The sequence below is a fragment of the Stenotrophomonas maltophilia genome (assembly GCF_023518235.1).
In the GTDB taxonomy this organism is placed as follows: domain Bacteria; phylum Pseudomonadota; class Gammaproteobacteria; order Xanthomonadales; family Xanthomonadaceae; genus Stenotrophomonas.
Genome location: NZ_CP090423.1, coordinates 2,512,093 through 2,532,754, shown reverse-complemented (window position 1 = coordinate 2,532,754; position 20,662 = coordinate 2,512,093). Strand labels below are relative to the sequence as shown.

Sequence of the window (20,662 nt, the reverse complement as noted above, 5' to 3'; positions counted from 1 at the left end):
TCATGGGCCTTGCACGGCTTACGATATCGGTCTTGCCGGGCCGCCGGTCATGAGGTTTGAAGTGAGGACTGTTTCACTGTCCGTGACGGGCTGGCCGGCCTACCATCGACGTACCGGTGCATGGGGTGTGCCGGTCGTCGCGATGTCCATGCTGTCTGTCGTACCAGAGAAGGTGGGGAGCCTTCCCGAATGATGAGCGTGCCCACACCGATGGGATCGCCGGGCCGTGACCCGGCCCAGCTCCAGCGTGCCCGGGACATGGTCCTGCCCGCGCTTTGCCAGGCGTTCGGGGCCGCGCTGGCGCGGTTCGATGATGCGTTGTTCGACCGCGCGGGCAATGCCGGTTCCTCGCAGTTGCTGTTCCTGGATGCGATGCGCGAGCTGCGCCGCCGCCGCGAGGAGATCGCCGCCGCCTTTGCCGGCCACCTGCAGCGGGCCTGGGAGGCGCTGGCCGCCGGCGAGCCGCTGTCGGCCGATGCCACCCTGTCCGGCCAGGCCGAAGACGGCTTGAGCCTGCTGGCCGAGCACGTGCTGGAATCGCGGCTGGCGGTGCGCAATTTCGCCACCGTGCTGCTGCGCGACTTCAAGCCGGTGCTGGCGCGGCTGGACCGCCGCCTGGGCCGCCTGATCGGCGGTGCCGAGCTGGACGCCGACCACAACCCGATTAGCCCGGAACACCTGGGCGTGGCCATCCACGAGGCGTTTGCCGGCTGTGAACTGGCTCCGGAAGTGCATCTGGTGCTGATCAAGCTGTGCGAACGCGACCTGCGCGCGCCGATCGGCCGCATCTACGAGAAGCTGGACGAGCAGCTGGCGGCGGCCGGCGTGATGTCGCAGATGGGCACGCCGCAACGCCCGCTCTCGGCCGCACCCGAGCCGCGCAGCGCTGGCGCGCTGGAAGATCTGGTCGAGCACCGCCAGGGTGCCGATGCCGGTTTCGCCGATGACGAGCAGGCCGCTCCCGCCTGGGCGCAACGCTTCGCCGCGCGCTGGTCGGAACGTCGCGGCCACATGCAGCAGCACCTGGGAGGCGAGGACAGCGGCAGCGGCGAGCCCTATCCGGGCCAGCAGGGCATGCTGCTGGAAGCGCTGCACGAGTTGCTGCAGCAGACCCGCCATGTACGCGAGGACGCCACGTCGGCCGCCCAGGTGGCCATTGGCCAGCAGCGCCCGTTGAGCCAGCGCGAGATGATGTCGGTGCTGTCGCTGCTGCAGGCCACGCCCAGTGCGACCCTGCGCGCGGCGATCGGCGAGGATGGCGAATCGCTGGCGCAGCGGCTGAAGAGTGAAGTGCTGTCCAGCGCCACCCGGCTCGGTGTCGATCCCGGCCAGACCCGGCTGGATCCGCAGGACGAAGATGCGATCGATCTGGTCGGCATGCTGTTCGACGTGATGCTGGACGAACGTGAACTGGAAGGCCGCTCGCGCGAACTGATCGGCCGCCTGGTGGTGCCGTTCGTGAAGGTGGCCATGCTCGACCGCCGCATGTTCGTGCAGAAGACCCACCCGGCGCGCAAGCTGCTCAACTCGCTGGCCGAGGCCTGCGAGGGCAACACCGGCGAAAGCCAGGCCGAGCGCATGCTGATGGCCAAGGTGGAGGAAATCATCGAGCGCCTGGTGGCCGAGTTCAACGAGAACCTGGCGATCTTCCTGACCTTGGAAGAAGAGTTCCGCGAGTTCCTGGTGCAGCATCGCCGCCGCGTGGAAATCGCCGAGCGCCGCGCTGCCGAGACGCAGCGCGGCCAGGAAAAGCTGGAGATGGCCCGCACCCGCGCCGGTGCCGAACTGGATCGGCGCATCGGCGACGCCACGCTGCCGCCGGCCATCGCCGCGTTCCTGCGCCAGCCGTGGCAGCACCATCTCACCCTGGCGCTGTTGCGCGAGGGCGAAGAGGGTGCGTCGGTGGCCGAGGCCCTGAGCCTGGGCGACGGCCTGCTGGAAGAAGTGGCCGAGGCCCGTCGCCAGATCGTCGGCAAGCCGTGGCTGCAGGCCTGGCAGCCGGTGCTGGCCAAGGTGTTCGCCAGCGTGGGCGTGCATGGCGACGCCGCCACCGGCGCCATCGACGCCCTGCATGACACCCTGCAGGGCATCGCCGAATCGCGGCCGGAACTGCAGCGCGCGCTGCCCGAGCTGCCGCAGGTCGCGTTGCCGGCACCGCCGGTGGCCGAATCGCCGGCGGTGGAACTGAGCGGGCAGATCGACGCCGATGACTTCGACAACGCCGACGCCGATCGCTTCCGCCGCATGGAGATCGGCAACTGGCTGGACTTCGTCGACAAGGACGGCAAGGTGCAGGCCGGCAAACTGTCGTGGGTCAGCCCGATTTCCTCGCGCCTGCTGTTCGTCAACCGCCGTGGCGTGCGCTTCTGCGTGGCCTCGCCGGAAGAACTGGCAGTGATGGTGCGGCTGGGCCGCCTGCGCGCCCATGTGGATGACGGCGCCTTCGACAGCGCCATGCAGGGCGTGATCGACCGTCTGGACCCGGGCAGCGCGACGCTGCACTGAGCACGGGCCGCCTGCTAGGATCGGGAAAACTCACCGATCAGCGGGGACCTGCATGGCCGTGGCGTTGCTGGGGATCAAGGAGACCGCGCCGGGCGAACGGCGCGTGGCGCTGACGCCGGAAACGGCGAAGAAGCTGGGCGCACTGGGCATCACCGTCTGGTACGAAGCCGGCGCCGGCCTGGCCGCCGGCTTCCCTGATGCCGCCTATGACGATGCAGGCGCACGCGCGTTCGACGCCGCGCGCTGGCCCGAGATCGACATCCTGCTGTGCGTACAGGCGCCGCCGGCGACCGTGTTGCAGAAGCTCAAGCCCGCGGCCAGTGTGATCGGCCTGCTTGCGCCGGCATCCGATCCGGCCTTGGCCGCCTTGGCTGCCGGCGACCGCCTGCGGCTGTTCCCGCTGCAGCAGCTGCCGCGTACCACGCGTGCGCAGGCGATGGACGTGCTCAGTTCGCAGGCCGGCATGGCCGGCTACAAGGCCGCGCTGATCGCCGCCGAACGCGCGCCACGCTTCTTCCCGATGCTGACCACCGCCGCCGGCACCGTACGTCCGGCCAAGGTGCTGGTGATCGGCGCCGGCGTGGCCGGCCTGCAGGCCATCGCCACCGCGCGTCGGCTCGGTGCACAGGTGGAAGGTTTCGACGTGCGCCCGGAGACCCGCGAGCAGATCCAGTCGCTGGGCGCGCGCTTCCTCGATCTGGGCGTCAGTGCGGCGGGCGAGGGTGGCTATGCACGTGCGCTGACCGACGAGGAACGCGCCGAGCAGCAGCGGCGGCTGGCCGACCATCTGCGCGGCGTGGATGTGGTGATCTGCACCGCCGCGGTGCCCGGGCGCCCGGCGCCGACCATCGTTACCGCCGCGATGGTGGAAGGCATGGCCGCCGGCAGCGTGATCGTCGATCTGGCGGCCGAAAGTGGCGGCAACTGTGCGCTCACCCAACCCGGGCAGTGCATCGAACACCAGGGCGTGACCATCGATGGCCCGCTGGGCCTGGCCAGCCGTGGCGCGACCCAGGCCAGCGAGATGTATGCGCGCAATCTGCTGAACTTCGTCGCGCTGTTCGTGCGCGAGGGCCAGCTGGCGTTCGACTGGGACGATGAGTTGCTGGCCAAGACCCGCTGGCAGGCGTGAGTGGCATGGTGTCAGGTCCGTTTGCCGCTGGCAAAGGGCTCTGACCCCGTTCCCCCGGGGCGTTACCTCGGCTTGGCCGGCGGCGGGTTGTCGCGCACCCAGTCCCTGCGCTGTTCCGGCGTCATCTGCGACCAGCGCTCGCGCAACGCCTCACGCTGTGCCGGCGGCATATCGCGCATCTGTCCGAACAGGGCGCGGGCCTGCTCACGCTGTTCCGGGCTCATGTGCTCGAAGCGGCGCAGGCCCCGGCGGGCCTTGTCGCGCTCTTCCGGGCTCATCGACTGCCAGCGCTGGCCATGCGAGAGCATGCGTTGGCGCTGGCCGGCGTCGGCGCTGTTCCAGCGGTCGCGCAAGGGGGCCAGCAGCGATTCGCGCTGGGCCTCGCTCAGCTGTTCCCACGCCGGCAGCGGCGCGGCCGGTGCCGTACGTGCGGCCGGAGAGGGGGCGGCGCTCTGCGCCAGCGCGGGGACGGCCGGCAGCAGCGACAGGGTCAGCAGTAGCGGCAGGAGGTTGATTCGGGGCATGGTTCACTCCATCGCCAGGTCGGTGTCGCCCAGCCACAGGTACAGATCGGGATTCTCGTCGTACAGTGCGCTGTTGTCTTCCGCCGCTGCAAGCACCGGTGCCGGCGCGGGGCCCACCAGGGTGCCATGGCCGGTGAACTGCAGGCCGATGCCCAGTGCCACCACCAGCGAACAGGCGCTGGCCAGCCACCAGCGCAGGCGCCCGCGCTGGAGCGCGCGGGCGCCGTGTCGAGCCTGGCGCAGGCGCGCCAGCGTGGCCGGCGACAGCGCCTGCAGCGACTGCGCGTGCAGGCTGCGCAGGGCGTCATCGGAAGGCAGGGAGCGGTTCACGGGTGGGTCTCCAGATAATCCTGCAGCGCCTGCCGGGCGCGTGCCAGGTGGGTTTTTACCGCGCCTTCGCTGCAGCCCATGGCGCGGGCGGTGGTGGCCCCGTCCAGGTCCTGCAGCACGCGCAGGGTAAAGGCTTCGCGCTGGCGGGCGGGCAGGGTGCGCAACGCCTCCACCAGCTGCTGGTACCGCTGGTGCTGCTCATGCGCCTGTGCCGGGTCCGGGCCGGGGTCAGCCCAGTCGATCTCACCGCCCTCGGCGTCCTGGTTGTCGCGCCAGAACGGCAGGCGGAAGCGGCGCCGGCGCTGCAGGTCGATCACCCGCCGGCGCAGGATGCTCCAGAACAGCGGCGCCCACTCGGCGGCCGGCTTGTCGGCGTAATCCAGCATGCGCAGCAGGGCATCCTGCACCGCATCCAGAGCGTCGTCGCGCTGGCGCAGGCCGGCTTCGGCGAAGCGGAAGGCGCGCGGGCCGACGCCGGCCAGGAACGCCTCCAGCGATGCCGGCAGGGCATCGGTCTCGGCGCTCGGGGGGACAGGGCTGCTCACCAGCACAGGGTACGGTTCCTCGCTCGGGGTCACCATCGACAACGCGTGAGCGCGGCATCGGTTGACCCGGATGCGCGCCAGGTTCAGCCCGTGGTTATGATGGGGCGACGAAGACAGAGCGGGAGCGTTGCCAGTGAGTGACGGGTTCGTGGCGCTGTACATCTTCATGCTGGCAGCCATCGCCGGCCATGTGATCATTTCGCGGGTGCCGGTGATCCTGCATACCCCGCTGATGTCCGGATCCAACTTCATCCACGGCATCGTGCTGATCGGCGCGATGGTGGTGCTGGGGCACGCGCAGACGCCGCTGGAAAAGGCGCTGGGCTTCCTGGCCGTGGTGCTCGGCGCCGGCAACGCCGCCGGTGGCTATGTGGTCACCGCGCGCATGCTGGAGATGTTCAAGCCGAGTGCGCCCAAGGGCGCCAAGGACGAACCGAAGGAGCCGCAGGCTTGAACATCAGCACCGTCGAACTGCTTGATTGGCTGGTCAAGGCCAGCTACCTGGTGGCCGCCACGTTGTTCCTGCTCGGCCTGCAGCGCATGGCCTCGCCGCTGACCGCGCGCAGCGGCATCCGCTGGGCCGGGCTGGGCATGCTGCTGGCCACCGTGGCCACTTTCTTCCTGCCCGAACTGCACAACGTGCCGCTGATCCTGGTGGCGCTGCTGCTCGGCGCCGGCCTGGCCTGGTGGTCGGCCGGCAAGGTTGCCATCACCGACATGCCGCAGATGGTGGCGCTGTACAACGGCATGGGCGGTGGCTCGGCGGCGGCGATCGGTGCAGTGGAGCTGCTGCGCTATGCCTTCCTGGCCCACCGCGACACCACGCACTGGAGCGCGCAGGCGCTGGCCGACCTGGCCGCACGCCAGCCGTCGGGCACGGTGCTGCTGCTGGCGGTGGTTGGCGCCGCCATCGGTGCGGTGTCGCTGTCCGGCTCGGTGATCGCCTGGGCCAAGCTCGATGGCCGCCTCGACAAGCGCGTCACCTGGCCGGGCCAGCAGGTGATGAACCTGGTGGTGGCGCTGGCGGTGGTGGTGCTGGCGATCATCGCCGCCAGCACGCTCAGCACCTGGGCGATCGTCGCCTTCTTCGTGCTGGCACTGGCGCTGGGCGTGCTGATGACGCTGCCGATCGGTGGCGCCGACATGCCGGTGGTGATCTCGCTGTACAACGCGTTCACCGGCCTGGCGGTGTCTTTCGAAGGCTACGTGCTGGGCAACGAGGCACTGATCATCGCCGGCATGATGGTCGGCGCGGCCGGCATCCTGCTGACCCGGTTGATGGCCAAGGCGATGAACCGGCCGATCCGCAACGTGCTGTTCTCCAACTTCGGCGGCACTGCCGGTGGCGAAGCGCAGGCGATCAGCGGCTCGCAGAAGCCGATCGACGCGGCCGACGTCGCCGCGATGATGGCCTTTGCCGAGCGCGTGGTGATCGTGCCCGGCTACGGCATGGCGGTGGCGCAGGCGCAGCACAAGATCTGGGAGCTGGCGCAGCGGCTGGGCCAGCGCGGGGTCAAGGTGAAGTTCGCCATCCACCCGGTGGCCGGGCGCATGCCCGGGCACATGAACGTGCTGCTGGCCGAGGCCGGCGTGCCCTACGACCTCATTGCCGACATGGACGACATCAACCCCGAGTTCGCCAATACCGACGTGGTGCTGGTGATCGGCGCCAACGATGTGGTCAACCCCGTAGCACGCACCGATCCGGCCAGCCCGATCTACGGCATGCCGGTGCTGGACGTGGTCAACGCGCGCAACGTGGTGGTGATCAAGCGTGGCAAGGGCACCGGCTTTGCCGGCATCGAGAATGCGCTGTTCTACGCCGACAACACGCGCATGCTGTACGGCGATGGTGCCGAAGCGGCGGCCTCGCTGGTGAGCGAGCTGAAGGCGCTCGATGGCGGGCACTGAGATCCGGCTGCTCCCGGTGGGTGCGGACCTTGGTCCGCACGTTTCTGCCGGCCAGCGGCCGGCACTACCACCCCATCCACGCATGGCGTGGATCTACGCGCTCAGCGCGCCAGCCAGGCGCCCACGGCCACACCCAGCGCCAACCACAGCCACTCCATCGCGCCATTGGCCAGGGTGACCAGGGTCCAGGCCAGGTGCGGGCCCATCCGCATCGTGGCGTCCCACAGGTCCAGCCCGATCGAGCCGCCCATCCAGGCGCTGGCGATGGTCCAGTTGGCGACTGCGGCCACCAGCAGGGTGCCCAGCACGACCAGGGCGATGCGCAGCCGGCCCGGGCCGAGCGTCCCCAGGCGCAGCATGAACACCAGTTCCAGGGCAGTCACCACCGCCATCCAGCCGACCTGTCGGCCGGTCATCAGCGCCAGCACCAGCCAGGCGAAGGGAGCAACAACCAGGCCCAGCAACAGCATGAAGGGCCAGAGCCAGGTCACGGTCCTGGCACGCGCGGCATTGGAGGACATCGAAGCTCCCTGAAGATCACCCACAGGATACTGTGGTTTGCCGCGGTGCACCGGCGGGGGCAGGGCGGCTGGGCTAGAATGCCTGCTTGCGTGGCTGCAGCCACGGCCCCATATCGGTCCCCATGTATTCCCGTAGCAGTGAACCTGTCCACTTCGAGCGCGATTGCGAGGCCGTGATGGTCCCGCAGGGCGATACCGTGACCTTGCCCGCCGGCAGCTATGGGTACATCACCCAGGCGCTGGGTGGCAGCTATTCGGTGTTCGTCGAGGGCAACCTGTTCCGCATCGCCGGCAAGGACGGCGACGCCATCGGCAAGGAGGCACCGGCACCGCTGGAACTGCCCGCCGATGCCACCGATGAACAGGTGGAGCAGCTGGTGTGGCAGCAGCTCCGCACCTGCTTCGATCCGGAAATTCCGGTGAACATCGTCGAACTGGGCCTGGTCTACGAGGTCGAGATCAAGCATCTGGACGAGGGCCAGCGCGAGATCGACGTGAAGATGACCCTGACCGCGCCGGCCTGTGGCATGGGCGACATCCTGGTCGACGACGTGCGCAGCAAGCTTGAAATGATCCCGACGGTGGCCGAGGCCGACGTCGAGCTGGTATTCGACCCGCCGTGGAACCAGCACATGATGTCCGAAGCGGCCCGGCTCGAGACCGGCATGCTTTGACCCAGGGCCCGCAGTGGCGCGGGCCCGGCACTACCCGTAACCAGAACAGGAATCCTCCGGTGTCCCAGTCCATTCCCAGCTTCGCCGTCACCCGTTCGGACCACCCGCGCAGCGCTGAAGAGCGCGCCCAGATCCTGGAGAAGCCCGGCTTCGGCCTGCACTTCACCGATCACATGGTGGAAGTGCGCTGGGACAAGGACGCCGGCTGGCACAACGCCAGCGTGCGTGCCTATGGCCCGCTGCAGCTGGACCCGGCCGCGGCCGTGCTGCACTACGGCCAGGAAATCTTCGAAGGCATCAAGGCCTACCGCCACGCTGACGGCTCGATCTGGACCTTCCGCCCCGACGCCAACGGCCGCCGCCTGCAGCGTTCGGCGCAGCGCCTGGCGCTGCCGGAACTGCCGGTGGAGATCTTCGTCGAATCGCTGAAGCAGCTGATTGCCGTGGACAGTGACTGGGTGCCGTCGGCCGATGAGTCGAGCCTGTACTTCCGTCCGTTCATGATCGGCGACGAAGCCTTCCTCGGTGTGCGTGGCGCACACAAGGCCGGCTACTACGTCATCGCCAGCCCGGCCGGCCCGTACTTCGCCAAGGGCGTTGCCCCGGTGTCGATCTGGCTGTCCACCGAGTACGCGCGTGCGGCCAAGGGCGGCACCGGCGCCGCCAAGTGCGGCGGCAACTACGCCGCTTCGCTGCTGCCGCAGCAGAAGGCACAGGCGCAGGGCTGCTCGCAGGTGCTGTTCCTCGACCCGGTTGAAGGCAAGTACCTGGAAGAGCTGGGCGGCATGAACGTGTTCCTGGTCTACAAGGACGGCACGCTGGTCACCCCGGAACTGTCCGGCAGCATCCTCGAGGGCATCACCCGCGAGAGCATCCTGCAGCTGGCTCGCGACCGCGGCATGAAGGTCGAAGAGCGCAAGGTCAGCATCGAGGAGTGGAAGCAGGGCGTGGCCTCGGGCGAGATCGCCGAAGTGTTCGCCTGCGGTACCGCTGCGGTGGTCACCCCGATCGGCCAGCTCAAGGGCGAAGGCTTCTCGGTGGGTGACATCAACGCGCCGGCCGGCGAAGTGACCATGTCGCTGCGCAAGGAACTGACCGACATCCAGTACGGCCGCCTGCCGGACCGCCACAACTGGCTGGTCAAGCTGGGCTGATCGCCCGCGCCGAACCGTAGCGTCGAGCTTGCTCGACGGCTCTTCCGCAAAGCCCGTCCCCGTGACGGGCTTTCTGCGTTTCGGGCCCGGGGTCAGATCCCTTTTCCTGCGGAAAAGGGATCTGACCCCGGATCGGCGGACGCCGATGTCGGCAAAGTCATCACAGGACACGTGATGACCCAGTCAGGTGCGTGCAGGGCGCGAGAAAGTTCCTTCACCTTCACAAACCCTCGACCCGAAAAGTCTCAGAACGAACATTTCATCTTGCTGAAAAGACACTGAAAATCTTGTGGTGTCCGGTTTTGGTCATTAGCGTCATCTGCACGGCGGATCAATAGGGGGATCCGCTGACTCACCGGTCTTCCGAACCTCGCCAATGCAAGCCAGCCCATGGTTCGGGCCGGTGCTTCTGCCGATTCCGGCATTCACACCACTAGAAAGGGAAATACGATGTCCCAGGTAACGCAACCGCGTGTGCGTCGAGTGTGGGTGGTCCTTGGTGCGTCCGTTCTGTCATCGCTGCTGCTGGCCACGCCCGCGCTGGCCGGTGATGTCCAGCTCAGCGGCCTGCAGTCCGCACCGACGCACCAGCGTTTCATCGTGAAGTACCGTGATGGCAGCGCCCCGGTGGCCAACACCACCGCGCTGGCTTCTTCGCTGAAGAGTGCCGCCGCCGGCCTGGCCAGCAGCCAGGGCCGCGCGCTGGGCCTGCAGGAAGTCCGCAAGCTGGCCGTCGGCCCGACCTTGGTCAGGACCGACCGTCCGCTCGACCAGGCTGAATCCGAACTGCTGATGCGCAAGCTGGCGGCCGACCCGAACGTGGAATACGTCGAGGTCGACCAGATCATGCGCGCCACGCTGACCCCCAACGACACCCGCTTCAGCGAACAGTGGGGCTTTGGTACCTCCAATGCCGGCATCAACATCCAGCCGGCCTGGGACAAGTCCACCGGCACTGGCGTGGTGGTGGCGGTGATCGACACCGGCATTACCAACCACCCCGATCTGAACGCCAACATCCTGCCCGGCTATGACTTCATCAGCGACGCGGCGATGGCGCGCGACGGCGGCGGCCGCGACAACAACCCGAACGACGAAGGCGACTGGTACGGTGCCAACGAGTGCGGCTCGGGCATTCCGGCCTCCAACTCCAGCTGGCACGGCACCCACGTCGCCGGCACCGTGGCGGCAGTGACCAACAACGCCAGCGGCGTGGCGGGTACCGCCTTCAACGCCAAGGTCGTGCCGGTGCGCGTGCTCGGCAAGTGCGGTGGCTACACCTCCGACATCGCCGACGCGATCGTGTGGGCCTCCGGCGGCACCGTCAGCGGCGTGCCGGCCAATGCCAATCCGGCCGAGGTGATCAACCTCTCGCTGGGTGGTGGTGGCAGCTGCTCGAGCACCTACCAGAACGCGATCAACGGCGCGGTCGGCCGCGGTACCACCGTGGTGGTTGCCGCCGGCAACAGCAACGCCAACGTGTCCAGCTCGGTGCCGGCCAACTGCCCGAACGTGATCGCGGTGGCCGCGACCACCTCGGCCGGTGCGCGTGCCAGCTTCTCCAACTACGGCGCCGGCATCGATATCTCCGGCCCGGGCCAGAGCATCCTGTCCACCCTCAACACCGGCACCACCACCCCGGGCAGCGCCAGCTACGCCTCCTACAACGGCACTTCGATGGCGGCGCCGCACGTGGCCGGCGTGGTCGCGCTGATGCAGTCGGTCGCCCCGAGCCCGCTGAGCCCGGCGCAGGTGGAGAGCATCATCAAGAGCACGGCCCGCCCGCTGCCGGGCGCCTGCTCGGGTGGCTGCGGCGCCGGCATCATCGATGCCAACGCGGCGGTGGCCGCCGCGATCAATGGCGGCGGCACCAACCCCGGCGGCAACGTGCTGCAGAACAACGTGCCGGTGACCGGCCTGGGCGCCTCGACCGGTGCCGAGCTGAACTACACCGTCGCCGTTCCGGCCGGCAGCACCCAGCTGCGCGTGGCGATCAGTGGCGGCAGCGGTGATGCCGACCTGTACGTGCGCCAGGGCAGTGCCCCGACCGATACCACCTACACCTGCCGTCCGTACCTGAGCGGCAACAGCGAAACCTGCACCATCAACAGCCCGGCCGCCGGCACCTGGTATGTACGGGTGAAGGCGTACAGCACCTTCTCGGGCGTGACCCTCAACGCCCAGTACTGAGCCCAAGACCCTCTCCAAGGGCACGCCCTGGCTTCGGCCGGGGCGTTTTTGTTTCTGTAGGGCCGAGCCTGCGCTCGGCTGCTCCGGCTTCGGACCTTTGTGCCGCGCTCGCGCGCGGTTGCCGAGCATGGCTCGGCACTACAAGGGCCGCGCTGCGGATTCGGGTGGGTGCCGAGCATGGCTCGGCACGCGGTTCCTCAGACGGACTCGAAGCGGTTTGCAGCCACGTTCTTGCGCACGTGCTGCGGATCGAAGATGCGGCCGTTCATGGCGATGTACACGCCGCTCGGCAGCGACTGCACCGCGCCGATCGCGCAGCCGATGTTGAACTCCGCATCCGAACCGCGGAACCGCGCCGGGCTGAGCGCGCCGGTCATCACGATGGTCTTGTCCGGGATCGTCGCCAGCACCTTGCCGGTCTGCACCATCGAATCGGTGCCGTGGGTCACCAGCACGTGACGGGTCGGCTGCGCGGCAATGGTGGCGCGGATCAGCTCGCGATCCTCATCGTTGATGTGCAGCGAGTCCTTGCGCAGGATCGGAATCACGTTGAAGCGGAACGTCACGCCCAGCTCGCGCAGGATCATGCCGATCTGCGGATCGCCGATCTGGTAGTCCGACTTGTCGTCGAAGTAGATCTTGTCGATCGTGCCACCAGTGGTGACGACCAGGAGCTCTTCCATCATGTGCATGCGCGAAACCAGGACAGGTACTGCGGCGCGGGGCCAGGAATGCAGATGATACGGCCCAGCGGGCGCAGCGTCAGCGTCGTTTGCCGAAGCGGGCGCGCAGGCCGGGCAGGCTGGCACTGAAGATGACCAGCAGTGCCAGCGCGATCTCGATCAGCGCCAGCCAGCGCGTTTCCGGGTGGCTCCAGGTACTCATCACGCCATGGCTGAACCAGCCCAGCGCCAGCACCGAGGCCCAGAAACCGGCCTTGCGCCAACCCAGGCGCACGGCCACGGCCAGCAGCAGTGGCGGCGCGGTGAACACCAGCTGGGTGGCCAGCCAGTGCTTGTCATTGATGAACCAGCCGGCGAACAGCGCGGCCAGCCCCATCAGGGCCAGCAGCAGGACCGTGCGCGGCGCGGTGCTCATCGGGCCAGCCGCTGCGCGATATCGGCCACCCGCCGGCCCAGCGCGCGCGCCAGCACGGCCTCGTCGTCGGTCGGCTGCGGGTCGTCGGCGGCACCGGCCACGTGGCTGGCGCCGTAGGGCGTACCGCCGCTGGTGGTGTGGCTCAGCGCCGGTTCGGTGAAGGGAATGCCGACGATCACGCAGCCGTGGTGCAGCAGCGGCACCTGCATCGACAGCAGGGTCGATTCCTGGCCGCCATGCATCGATGCGGTGGAGGTGAAGACACCGGCCGGCTTGCCGGACAGGGTGCCGTTGACCCACTCGGCACCCAGGCCATCGAGGAAGTGCTTGACCGGCGCAGCCATGTTGCCGAAGCGGGTGGGGCTGCCGAGCAGCAGGCCCTGGCACTCGGCCAGGTCCTGCACGCCGACGTAGGGGGCGCCATCGTCGGGCACCGGTGGCTGCGCGGTCTGGGTCACGGCGGCCACCGGCGGCACGCTGCGCAGGCGCGCGCTCATGCCCGGCACTTCGCCGATGCCCCGCGCGATCTGGCGCGCCAGCCGTGCCACCGAACCGCCCCGGCTGTAGTACAGCACCAGAATCTCGCCCATCGTGCCCGCTTCTCCTCGTCGTGTGGCCCCCAGTATGGCTATCCTGCCAGCATTCCGCATCGGGTACCCTTTCGCCGATGGAACCTTTGGATACGCTCAACCTGTGGATGGAGCGCGCGCGGGATCGCGCACGGGCCATCAGCTTCGGCCGCTTCCTGTGGCATCGCTTCCTCGACGACCGCCTGTTCCAGGCAGCGGCAGCGCTGGCGTACACCACGGTGTTCGCGCTGGTGCCGCTGGCCATCGTGGTGTTCGGCGTGCTCTCGGCCTTCCCCGTCTTCGATCGCTGGAGCGATCAGCTCAGCGATTACGTCTTCTCCAACTTCGTGCCCAATGCAGCGCGCGCGGCCGAGGGCTACCTGCGGCAGTTCTCGGCCAGTGCCGGCCAGCTCACCGCGGCCGGCTTCATCGCGCTGGTGGTATCGCTGCTGATCACGCTCAACAGCGTGGAAGAGACCTTCAACCAGATCTGGCGGGTCGGCTCGACCCGGCCCAAGCTGACCCGCTTCCTGGTCTACTGGACCGTGCTGACCCTGGGCGCGATGCTGGCGGCCGCTTCACTGGCGGTGTCGGCGCGGGTGTTTGCGATGCCCCTGTTCGGTACCCAGGAGGGCCGCTGGTTGGCCGAGCTGGCGTTGCGGCTGGCACCGATCCTGATCGAGTTCGTGTGCATCACCCTGATGTACCGGGTGGTGCCGCACCACACGGTGAAATGGCGGCATGCGGTGCCCGGCGCGATCCTGGCCGCGGTGATCCTGGAGGTGGTGAAGTGGGGCATCGGCGCCTACCTGGGCAGCTTCCAGTCCTACCAGAAGCTCTATGGCACGGTGGCCTTCGTGCCGATTCTGCTGCTGTGGATCTACCTGTGCTGGGTGGCGGTGCTGCTGGGCGCGTCGCTGGCCTCGTCGATGGCCGCCTTCCGCTACCAGCCGGTTGAGCTGCGCCTGCCGCAGGGCTACGAGTTCTACGGCCTGCTGCGCCTGCTTGGGCGCTTCCATCATGCGCGTGCGCAGGGACGGGGTCTGGCCGATGACGAGATCCTGCGGCTGGAGCCGATGCTGACCGACTCGTTGCTGCAGGATCTGGCCTGCAACCTGCAGGAAATCGGCCTGCTGCGCCGTGATGAGCGCGGCGAGTGGCTGCTGTCGCGCGACCTGGATCAGGTCAGCCTGGCCGATCTGTACGAATGCACCCAGCTGCGCATCCCGGTGGCCGAACAGCATCTGCCGTACCGCGACGACAGCCTGGGCCGCGCCGCGCTGGCGGCGCTGGACGAATTGCGGCTGCCCCTGCGCGAACGCCTCAAGCGCAAGGTCAGCGATATCTATCCCGATTCCGGAGACACCCCATGACCCGCAAGACCTCATTGCCGCTGTTGCTCCCGCTGGCCCTGCTGTTGGCGCTGGCGGCCTGCAAACCGGCCCAGGAGCCGACCCCGGCCAGCAGCCAGCCACCGGCGCAGGCACCGACGCCGGCCGCGCCGGTACCCGAGGCAGAGACCCCGGCCGAGCGCACCACCGCTGAGTTCCCGACGCTGAAAATGAAGGCGGTGGACGGCAGCGACTACGACCTGGCCGCGCATCGCGGCAAGTGGGTGGTGGTGAATTTCTGGGCGACCTGGTGCGCGCCGTGCCGCAAGGAAATGCCTGAGCTGTCGGCGCTGCATGCGATGCGCAGCAACATCGAGGTGGTCGGGCTGGCCTATGAAGACATCGAAGCGCCGGAGATGCAGGCATTCCTGACCAAGCATCCGGTGACCTATCCGATCGTGATCGTGGATCCCTACGATCCGCCGGCCGACTTCGCCACGCCGCGCGGTTTGCCGTTGACCCATCTCATCGATCCGCAGGGCAAGCTGGCGCACAGCTTCCTTGGTCCGGTGACCGCCGCCGACATCGAAGAGCAGATCGCCGCTGCCAAGTAGGGGGTTGGTCGGCAGGGCCTGCGGCCCTGCACCCGCCATGTAGGCTTGGCAGCCGCATCCATGCGGCTGACACCCCGCACTCCGACACCGCCCCACCTCTGACAGATTTCTGCGATCTGGTAGATCCACGCCATGCGTGGATGAATCTCCATCGAGTTCGAATACTTCGACAATTGAACAAAGAGCATCCACGCATGGCGTGGATCTACAGAAAGCAATGCCGACAGATCGCGGAGAACTGTCGAAGGCGGGGTGGGTCCGGTTGCGGGGGCGTGAGCCGCATGGGCGCGAGGCATGCCTCGGGCGGGTTGGGCAGGACGCCCAACCCCGGTCTTGCCGTGTGCGCAGGACAGCGCACACGAGCAAGCCGCGACCGAGCTTACATGGACGTACTTGCAGCGGCCCCCGCAACCGGACCCACCCCGCCTACCCACAGGTAAGCCGCTTCTGATTCGGCTGTTGCTGTTGCCTTGGTTCGTAGCAGGTGCAGGGCCGCAGGCCCTGCCGAACAACCCCTAGTCCTCGACCGGGAAATCCTCGATCGGCTTCAGCACGTCGTAGTGCTCGCGATGCAGCTTGCCCTTCAGCTCCGGCAGCTCCGGCAACGGCGCATCCACGCGCGTGTCCGGCAGCCGGTCCAGCAGGTTGCGCACCAGAGTCAGCCGGCCCAGGCGCTGGTCGTTGAAATCCACCAGCGTCCACGGTGCCGCCTCGCGATGGGTCGCACGCAGCATTGCCTCGCGGGCTTCGGTGTAGGCGCTGTACTTGCTGCGCGATTTCAGGTCCACCGGAGAGAGCTTCCAGCCCTTCAGCGGATCGAGATGGCGTTCGGCAAAGCGCTTCTCCTGCTGCTCCTGGTCCACGCACAGCCAGTACTTGAACAGCAGCAGGCCGTCGTCCACCAGCAGCTGCTCGAACACCGGCGCCTGGCGCAGGAACTGCTGGTACTCGGTTTCGCTGCAGTAGCCCATCACCCGCTCGACGCCGGCGCGGTTGTACCAGCTGCGGTCCATCAGCACGATCTCGCCAGCGGCCGGAAGATGCGCGGCGTAGCGCTGGAAATACCACTGCGTGGCTTCGCGGTCGGTGGGCTTGGGCAAGGCCACCACCCGGCACTGGCGAGGGTTGAGATGCTGGCTGATGGCCTGGATCGCACCGCCCTTGCCGGCCGTGTCGCGGCCTTCGAACAGCACCAGCAGGCGCTGCCCGCTGTGCTGCACCCAGCGCGCCATCGCGGTCAGTTCCAGCTGCAGTGGCAGCAGCAGTTCGTCGTAGTCCTTGCGCTTGAGCTTGGCCATCGTCACACCACGCGGGAAGGAAGCCCCAGCGTAGCGCAGGCGGCGCTCAGGTGATGTCGATGCCGGGAAGAGTGGGGGTCGAGTCGACTGTCAGTCGACTATCGCGCGCAGCGCGGGGTTTTCGGCTTCCTGCCGAGGGCAGTCGACCAACAGTCGACTCTACCCAGTCGACGTCATCCAATCGACGTTACCCAGCCGACGCCTCTGTTCCCAACCAGCCGTGCTCGCGCGCCAGCTGCTGCAGCAACGCCGACAGATCGAGGGCAAACCCGCCCATGTCGAACAGCCCACTGCGCTCGCGTGCCTGCGCCAGTTCAGAGCGCAACGCCGCCAGCGCCACCGGATCGTTGCCCAGCGCACTGGCCGTGGCAATGAATGCGGCATCGTCGTCGGCATTCATCTGCGCCAGGCCCAGGTGATGGTTGAGGCTGCCGGCCACGCGCGCGGCGAAGGTATCGCCGGGGCAGGTCAGCACCGGGCAGCCGGCCCACAGTGCGTCGGATGCCGTGGTGTGGGCGTTGTACGGATGGGTGTCGAGGAACAGATCGGCCAGTCGATAGCGGGCCAGGTACTGCGGATGTGGCAGCTTGGGCATGAACACCAGGCGCGCCGGATCCAGGCCAGCGGACTGTGCGGCTGCGCGCAGACGTGCATCGGCCTGGCCGGGGGCGGACAGCAGCCACAGAACGCTGCCCGGCACCGCCTGCAGTACCGCGAAAGCGCGGCCCATGCTGCGCGGGTTGAGCTTGTAGCTGTTGTTGAAGCAGCAGAACACCACGCCCTGTGCGGGCAGGCCGCAGTCGGCCCGGGCCGGCGCGGGTTCCAGTGCACGGGTGTTGTCCGAAGGCTGGAAGGCGCGCGGCAGGCGCAGCACGCGTTCGCTGTAGTGTGGTTCCAGCGCGGGTGGCAGGACGAAGGCGTCGCCGACCACCGCATCCATCCACGGCGCGCCCGACGTGCCCGGGTAGGCCAGCCAGTTCACCTGCAGCGGGGCCGGGCGCATCGCCAGCACCTCCGGGGTGCCACCACCGCCCCAGCCGCGCAGGTCGAACAGCAGGTCGATGCCGTGTGCGCGGATGCGTGCGGCCGTGTCGGCGTGTCGCAGCCCTGTTACATCGTGCAGCTGCGCCGCCGCCTGCAGGCGCTGGCGGATGCGGCTGCCGTCATCGCGGTTCAGTGCGTACAGATGCAGCTGCAACGCCGGGTCGTGGCGCAGCTGTTCGAACAGCGCCACGGTCAGCAGCCCGGTCGGATGCGCGCCGAAGCCATTGGAGAGGAAGCCGACCCGCAGCGGGCCACGCGCGCGCACCGTCACCGGCGGCAAGGGCCGCACCGCAGCGGCCACGGCCAGCGCGCGGGTGCGCGCGCAGGCCAATTGCTCTGCGGCGCTGGCGTCCTCGCTGAGAAAGGCGAACGGTTCGACCACGCCCTGGCCGGAGGCCAGCGCGCCGCGTACCTGTGCGGCCAGGGCGTCCAGGTCCTGCCAGTCGCACAGGCGGCGCTGCCAGGCCAGCCGCTGGGCGGCGATGTAGGGCTCTGCGGGCATCAGCGTGTGCGCGCGCCGATAGGCCGCAGCCGCGCCTTCGGCATCGTCGGCGTCTTCCAGGGCATGGCCCAGCCACAGTGCGATGCCCGGGTGCTGCGGGGCCAGCGCCGAGGCCTGGCCGAGCAGCGTTGCGGCATCTTTGTGTGCACCGGCCATCCAGGCCACACGGCCTAGCCGCGCCAGCGCTTCCGGATGGTTCGGGCGCAGTTGCAGCGCGCGTCGCGCGGCCTGTTCGCCGGCAGCGATGTCGCCGGCTTCCAGTTCCAGGTCGGCCAGCATCACCCAGGCGACGAAGTCGCCGGGCTGGCGTGCGATCGCCTGCTGCAGGTGCTGCCGCTGCTGCCAGGCCGACATCGGGTCAGCCCGCCGACAGCTGGGCCAGAGCGTCGACCTGGTGCTCGTGGCTGAGCCGCTGCAGCAGCGGGTCGAGGTCGCCGGCCAGGATGTTGGGCAGGTCGTACAGGGTCAGGCCTTCGACACGATGGTCGGTGATCCGGCCCTGCGGGAAGTTGTAGGTGCGGATGCGCTGGCTGCGGTCGCCGCTGCCGACCTGCAGACGTCGCGATTCGGCCTGCGCCGCGTCCTGGCGCTGGCGCTCGGCATCGAGCAGCTGCGCCTTCAGGCGCTTCACCGCCTTGTCGCGGTTGGCGTGCTGGCTGCGCTCGGTCTGGCACTCCACCACCACGCCGGTGGGCACGTGGGTGATGCGGATCGCCGATTCGGTCTTGTTGACGTGCTGGCCGCCGGCGCCGGACGAACGGAAGGTATCCACCTTCAGGTCGGCCGGGTTGATGACGATGTCATCGACTTCGTCGGCTTCGGGAATGATCGCCACCGTGGCGGCAGAGGTGTGGATGCGACCCTGCGATTCGGTGGCCGGCACACGCTGCACGCGGTGGGTGCCCGATTCGAACTTCAGCCGCGAGAACGCACCGCGGCCGACCACGCGCGCCACCACTTCCTTGTAGCCGCCATGCTCGCCGGGGTTGTCCGATTCGATCTCGACCTTCCAGCCCTGGCGCTCGGCATAGCGGGCGTACATGCGGAACAGGTCGCCGGCGAAGATCGCCGCTTCGTCGCCGCCGGTGCCGGCGCGCACTTCCAGGAACAGGTTGCCTTCATCGCGCGGGTCGCGCGGCACCAGCAGCAGTGCCAGCTCCTGTTCCAGCGCCTGCAGGCGGGCCTGTGCGGAGGTGATTTCCTCGTCGGCCAGCTCGCGCAGATCGGGGTCGGCGCGCATGCCTTCGGCGGCGGCCAGGTCGGCCTTGGCACGGGCTTCGTCGGCGAGTGCGGTGGCGACCGGTTCAAGTTGGGCGAATTCGCGCGAAAGGTCGCGGAAACGGGTGTTGTCGGCGACCACATCGGGTTCGGCGAGCAGGCGTTCCAGTTCTTCGCGGCGCTCGGCCAGCGCTTCCAGCTTACGGCGCAGGGTCGGCGTCATCGGGTCTCACGGAGGGATGGTGGTAGCCCGGCGTGGCCGGGAACAGGCGCTGCGCGGCGCGGGTCAGGTCGGCATCGCCGCTCAATGCGGCCGCGCGCAACGCAGCGGTGGGCGGGTGCAGCAGGCGGTTGGTCAGGCCGTGGGCCAGCAGTTCCAGCACTTCATCGGCCGGCTTGCCGTTGGCCAGCTGCTGGCGCGCGCGCTCCAGCAGCTCGGCGCGGGTGGCCTCGCCGAACGCGCGCAGCTGTCGCAGCGGGGCCTGGTGGGCGCTGGCCTGCTGGGTCTCGACGAAGCGCGACACCTGCAGGTCGATGATCGCCTCGGCTTCGGCGGCGGCCTCGCGACGGCCGCGGCGGTTGTCTTCCACCGCGCGTTCCAGGTCATCGACGGTGTACAGGAAGGCATCGTTGAGCGTGCCGACCTCCGATTCGATGTCACGCGGCACGGCCAGGTCGAACAGCAGCATCGGCTTGTGCCGGCGCGCGCGCAGCGCCTTGGCCACCATCTCGCGGTGGATCACCGGTTCGCGCGCGGCGGTGGCCGAGAACACCACGTCGGCCTCGGCCAGGTGGCGGTCCAGCTCGGTCAGCGGCAAGGCCACGCCGCCGTGGCGGGTGGCCAGCTCCTGGGCGTGGGCGAGGGTGCGGTTGGCGATCAGCAGCCGGCGCACCTTGCCTTCACTGAGGTGGCGCGCGGCCAGTTCAATGGTCTCGCCGGCACCGACCAGCAGTACCGTGGAATCGTCCAGGCGCGCGAAGGCGTTCTGCGCCAGGCGCACCGCCGCCGAGGCCACCGATACCGGGTTGGCACCCACCTGGGTGTCGGTGCGGGCGCGCTTGGCCACCGAGAAGGTCTGCTGGAACAGCCGGTCCAGGCGCTGGCCCAGCAGGCCGTGGTCGCGCGCGGTGGACCAGGCATCCTTCACCTGGCCCAGGATCTGCGGCTCGCCCAGCACCATCGAGTCCAGCCCGGTGGCGACCCGGAACAGGTGGCGTACCGCCTCGGCATCGGCGTGCTGGTACAGGTAGCCCTGCAGGTCGCCGGCCTGGCTGTGCAGCCACCGGTCCAGCGCCTGTGCCGAATCGGCCACGGCGTACAGTTCGGTGCGGTTGCAGGTAGACAGCAGCACCGCCTCGGCAATCTGCGGGGTGTCGCGCAGCGAACCCAGCGCGCGCGGCAGCGCCTCACCGGCGAAGGCCGCGCGCTCGCGCAGCTCCACCGGTGCGGTCTGGTGATTCAGTCCGAGCACCCACAGGGTCATTGTTCAGTTGCTTGCGAT

20 protein-coding genes are annotated in these 20,662 nt (G+C 68.7%); 9 read left to right on the top strand and 11 right to left on the bottom strand.

Features of this window, described 5'->3' with window-relative positions:
- Positions 1–189 precede the first annotated feature (189 nt).
- Both LZ605_RS11995 and LZ605_RS11990 read left to right on the top strand, forming a co-directional pair.
- A complete protein-coding gene (locus LZ605_RS11995; protein ID WP_249841853.1) occupies positions 190–2,505 on the top strand; it encodes a DUF1631 domain-containing protein in 2,316 nt (771 codons plus the stop codon).
- Positions 2,506–2,557: 52 nt separating this feature from the next.
- Positions 2,558–3,637, top strand: coding sequence for an NAD(P) transhydrogenase subunit alpha (locus LZ605_RS11990; RefSeq protein ID WP_249841852.1), 1,080 nt, complete (start codon positions 2,558–2,560; stop codon positions 3,635–3,637).
- Positions 3,638–3,699: 62 nt separating this feature from the next.
- Here LZ605_RS11990 and LZ605_RS11985 read toward each other — a convergent pair whose 3' ends face one another.
- From LZ605_RS11985 to LZ605_RS11975, 3 genes are read right to left on the bottom strand one after another with little or no spacing between them, the layout of a single operon-like run.
- Complete coding sequence (locus LZ605_RS11985; RefSeq protein WP_249841851.1) at positions 3,700–4,161, bottom strand: DUF3106 domain-containing protein; 462 nt, start codon at positions 4,159–4,161, stop codon at positions 3,700–3,702.
- A 3-nt stretch (positions 4,162–4,164) separates the two neighbouring features.
- Positions 4,165–4,491 carry a hypothetical protein gene (locus tag LZ605_RS11980; protein ID WP_249841850.1) on the bottom strand — a complete coding sequence of 109 codons (327 nt, stop codon included), beginning with the start codon at positions 4,489–4,491 and terminating at the stop codon, positions 4,165–4,167.
- A complete protein-coding gene (locus LZ605_RS11975; RefSeq protein WP_249841849.1) occupies positions 4,488–5,072 on the bottom strand; it encodes an RNA polymerase sigma factor in 585 nt (194 codons plus the stop codon). Before LZ605_RS11975 ends, LZ605_RS11980 begins: the two co-directional genes overlap by 4 nt.
- 97 nt (positions 5,073–5,169) lie before the next feature.
- On the opposite strand from LZ605_RS11975, the gene LZ605_RS11970 reads away from it, so the two are divergent.
- The gene (locus LZ605_RS11970) at positions 5,170–5,490 is read left to right on the top strand and encodes an NAD(P) transhydrogenase subunit alpha (RefSeq protein WP_049428770.1); all 321 of its coding nucleotides are present in this window, start codon (positions 5,170–5,172) and stop codon (positions 5,488–5,490) included.
- Entirely contained in the window at positions 5,487–6,947 is a 1,461-nt protein-coding gene (locus tag LZ605_RS11965) for an NAD(P)(+) transhydrogenase (Re/Si-specific) subunit beta (RefSeq protein ID WP_249841848.1), read from the top strand. Before LZ605_RS11970 ends, LZ605_RS11965 begins: the two co-directional genes overlap by 4 nt.
- Positions 6,948–7,048: 101 nt before the next feature.
- On the opposite strand, the gene LZ605_RS11960 is transcribed toward LZ605_RS11965, so the two are convergent.
- Positions 7,049–7,468: a hypothetical protein gene (locus LZ605_RS11960; RefSeq protein WP_249841847.1), complete on the bottom strand. Its 420-nt coding sequence runs from the start codon at positions 7,466–7,468 to the stop codon at positions 7,049–7,051.
- 122 nt (positions 7,469–7,590) lie between these two features.
- On the opposite strand from LZ605_RS11960, the gene sufT reads away from it, so the two are divergent.
- The 3 genes from sufT to LZ605_RS11945 all read left to right on the top strand — a co-directional run bounded on the left by sufT (position 7,591) and on the right by LZ605_RS11945 (position 11,486).
- On the top strand, positions 7,591–8,142 hold the full coding sequence (gene sufT, locus LZ605_RS11955) for a putative Fe-S cluster assembly protein SufT (protein ID WP_004144911.1): 552 nt from the start codon (positions 7,591–7,593) through the stop codon (positions 8,140–8,142).
- 59 nt (positions 8,143–8,201) lie between these two features.
- Positions 8,202–9,296, top strand: coding sequence for a branched-chain amino acid aminotransferase (locus LZ605_RS11950; protein ID WP_249841846.1), 1,095 nt, complete (start codon positions 8,202–8,204; stop codon positions 9,294–9,296).
- 450 nt (positions 9,297–9,746) lie between these two features.
- Positions 9,747–11,486 carry a S8 family peptidase gene (locus LZ605_RS11945; RefSeq protein WP_107229937.1) on the top strand — a complete coding sequence of 580 codons (1,740 nt, stop codon included), beginning with the start codon at positions 9,747–9,749 and terminating at the stop codon, positions 11,484–11,486.
- 197 nt (positions 11,487–11,683) lie between these two features.
- On the opposite strand, the gene LZ605_RS11940 is transcribed toward LZ605_RS11945, so the two are convergent.
- The 3 genes from LZ605_RS11940 to wrbA all read right to left on the bottom strand — a co-directional run bounded on the left by LZ605_RS11940 (position 11,684) and on the right by wrbA (position 13,174).
- Positions 11,684–12,169 (bottom strand): asparaginase domain-containing protein, encoded by a 486-nt coding sequence (locus LZ605_RS11940; protein WP_010481766.1) that lies wholly within the window; start codon positions 12,167–12,169, stop codon positions 11,684–11,686.
- Between the two features lie 79 nt (positions 12,170–12,248).
- On the bottom strand, positions 12,249–12,584 hold the full coding sequence (locus LZ605_RS11935; protein WP_249841845.1) for a DUF2069 domain-containing protein: 336 nt from the start codon (positions 12,582–12,584) through the stop codon (positions 12,249–12,251).
- Positions 12,581–13,174: an NAD(P)H:quinone oxidoreductase gene (gene wrbA, locus LZ605_RS11930; RefSeq protein WP_249841844.1), complete on the bottom strand. Its 594-nt coding sequence runs from the start codon at positions 13,172–13,174 to the stop codon at positions 12,581–12,583. Before wrbA ends, LZ605_RS11935 begins: the two co-directional genes overlap by 4 nt.
- 77 nt (positions 13,175–13,251) lie before the next feature.
- On the opposite strand from wrbA, the gene LZ605_RS11925 reads away from it, so the two are divergent.
- Complete coding sequence (locus LZ605_RS11925; protein WP_107229940.1) at positions 13,252–14,526, top strand: YihY family inner membrane protein; 1,275 nt, start codon at positions 13,252–13,254, stop codon at positions 14,524–14,526.
- Positions 14,523–15,098 carry a TlpA family protein disulfide reductase gene (locus LZ605_RS11920; RefSeq protein ID WP_249841843.1) on the top strand — a complete coding sequence of 192 codons (576 nt, stop codon included), beginning with the start codon at positions 14,523–14,525 and terminating at the stop codon, positions 15,096–15,098. Before LZ605_RS11925 ends, LZ605_RS11920 begins: the two co-directional genes overlap by 4 nt.
- Positions 15,099–15,613: 515 nt before the next feature.
- Here the strand turns inward: LZ605_RS11920 and ppk2 are convergent.
- The 4 genes from ppk2 to hemA all read right to left on the bottom strand — a co-directional run bounded on the left by ppk2 (position 15,614) and on the right by hemA (position 20,644).
- Positions 15,614–16,396: a polyphosphate kinase 2 gene (gene ppk2, locus LZ605_RS11915; protein WP_249841842.1), complete on the bottom strand. Its 783-nt coding sequence runs from the start codon at positions 16,394–16,396 to the stop codon at positions 15,614–15,616.
- Positions 16,397–16,583: 187 nt separating this feature from the next.
- Positions 16,584–18,296: a tetratricopeptide repeat protein gene (locus tag LZ605_RS11910; RefSeq protein WP_249841841.1), complete on the bottom strand. Its 1,713-nt coding sequence runs from the start codon at positions 18,294–18,296 to the stop codon at positions 16,584–16,586.
- 4 nt (positions 18,297–18,300) lie between these two features.
- Positions 18,301–19,383: a peptide chain release factor 1 gene (gene prfA / locus LZ605_RS11905; protein WP_249841840.1), complete on the bottom strand. Its 1,083-nt coding sequence runs from the start codon at positions 19,381–19,383 to the stop codon at positions 18,301–18,303.
- A complete protein-coding gene (gene hemA / locus LZ605_RS11900) occupies positions 19,361–20,644 on the bottom strand; it encodes a glutamyl-tRNA reductase (RefSeq protein ID WP_249841839.1) in 1,284 nt (427 codons plus the stop codon). The genes prfA and hemA overlap by 23 nt, the downstream gene beginning before the upstream one ends.
- Positions 20,645–20,662 lie beyond the last annotated feature (18 nt).

Excerpts from the sequence above, each read along its gene's own strand:
- hemA (WP_249841839.1), bottom strand. The coding sequence starts at position 20,644 with ATGACCCTGTGGGTGCTCGGACTGAATCACCAGACCGCACCGGTGGAG.
- LZ605_RS11960 (WP_249841847.1), bottom strand. The coding sequence starts at position 7,468 with ATGTCCTCCAATGCCGCGCGTGCCAGGACCGTGACCTGGCTCTGGCCC.
- LZ605_RS11975 (WP_249841849.1), bottom strand. The coding sequence starts at position 5,072 with ATGGTGACCCCGAGCGAGGAACCGTACCCTGTGCTGGTGAGCAGCCCT.
- LZ605_RS11925 (WP_107229940.1), top strand. The coding sequence starts at position 13,252 with ATGGAACCTTTGGATACGCTCAACCTGTGGATGGAGCGCGCGCGGGAT.
- LZ605_RS11945 (WP_107229937.1), top strand. The coding sequence starts at position 9,747 with ATGTCCCAGGTAACGCAACCGCGTGTGCGTCGAGTGTGGGTGGTCCTT.
- sufT (WP_004144911.1), top strand. The coding sequence starts at position 7,591 with ATGTATTCCCGTAGCAGTGAACCTGTCCACTTCGAGCGCGATTGCGAG.
- prfA (WP_249841840.1), bottom strand. The coding sequence starts at position 19,383 with ATGACGCCGACCCTGCGCCGTAAGCTGGAAGCGCTGGCCGAGCGCCGC.
- LZ605_RS11935 (WP_249841845.1), bottom strand. The coding sequence starts at position 12,584 with ATGAGCACCGCGCCGCGCACGGTCCTGCTGCTGGCCCTGATGGGGCTG.
- LZ605_RS11995 (WP_249841853.1), top strand. The coding sequence starts at position 190 with ATGATGAGCGTGCCCACACCGATGGGATCGCCGGGCCGTGACCCGGCC.
- LZ605_RS11910 (WP_249841841.1), bottom strand. The coding sequence starts at position 18,296 with ATGTCGGCCTGGCAGCAGCGGCAGCACCTGCAGCAGGCGATCGCACGC.
- LZ605_RS11985 (WP_249841851.1), bottom strand. The coding sequence starts at position 4,161 with ATGCCCCGAATCAACCTCCTGCCGCTACTGCTGACCCTGTCGCTGCTG.
- LZ605_RS11940 (WP_010481766.1), bottom strand. The coding sequence starts at position 12,169 with ATGGAAGAGCTCCTGGTCGTCACCACTGGTGGCACGATCGACAAGATC.
- LZ605_RS11990 (WP_249841852.1), top strand. The coding sequence starts at position 2,558 with ATGGCCGTGGCGTTGCTGGGGATCAAGGAGACCGCGCCGGGCGAACGG.
- wrbA (WP_249841844.1), bottom strand. The coding sequence starts at position 13,174 with ATGGGCGAGATTCTGGTGCTGTACTACAGCCGGGGCGGTTCGGTGGCA.
- ppk2 (WP_249841842.1), bottom strand. The coding sequence starts at position 16,396 with ATGGCCAAGCTCAAGCGCAAGGACTACGACGAACTGCTGCTGCCACTG.
- LZ605_RS11920 (WP_249841843.1), top strand. The coding sequence starts at position 14,523 with ATGACCCGCAAGACCTCATTGCCGCTGTTGCTCCCGCTGGCCCTGCTG.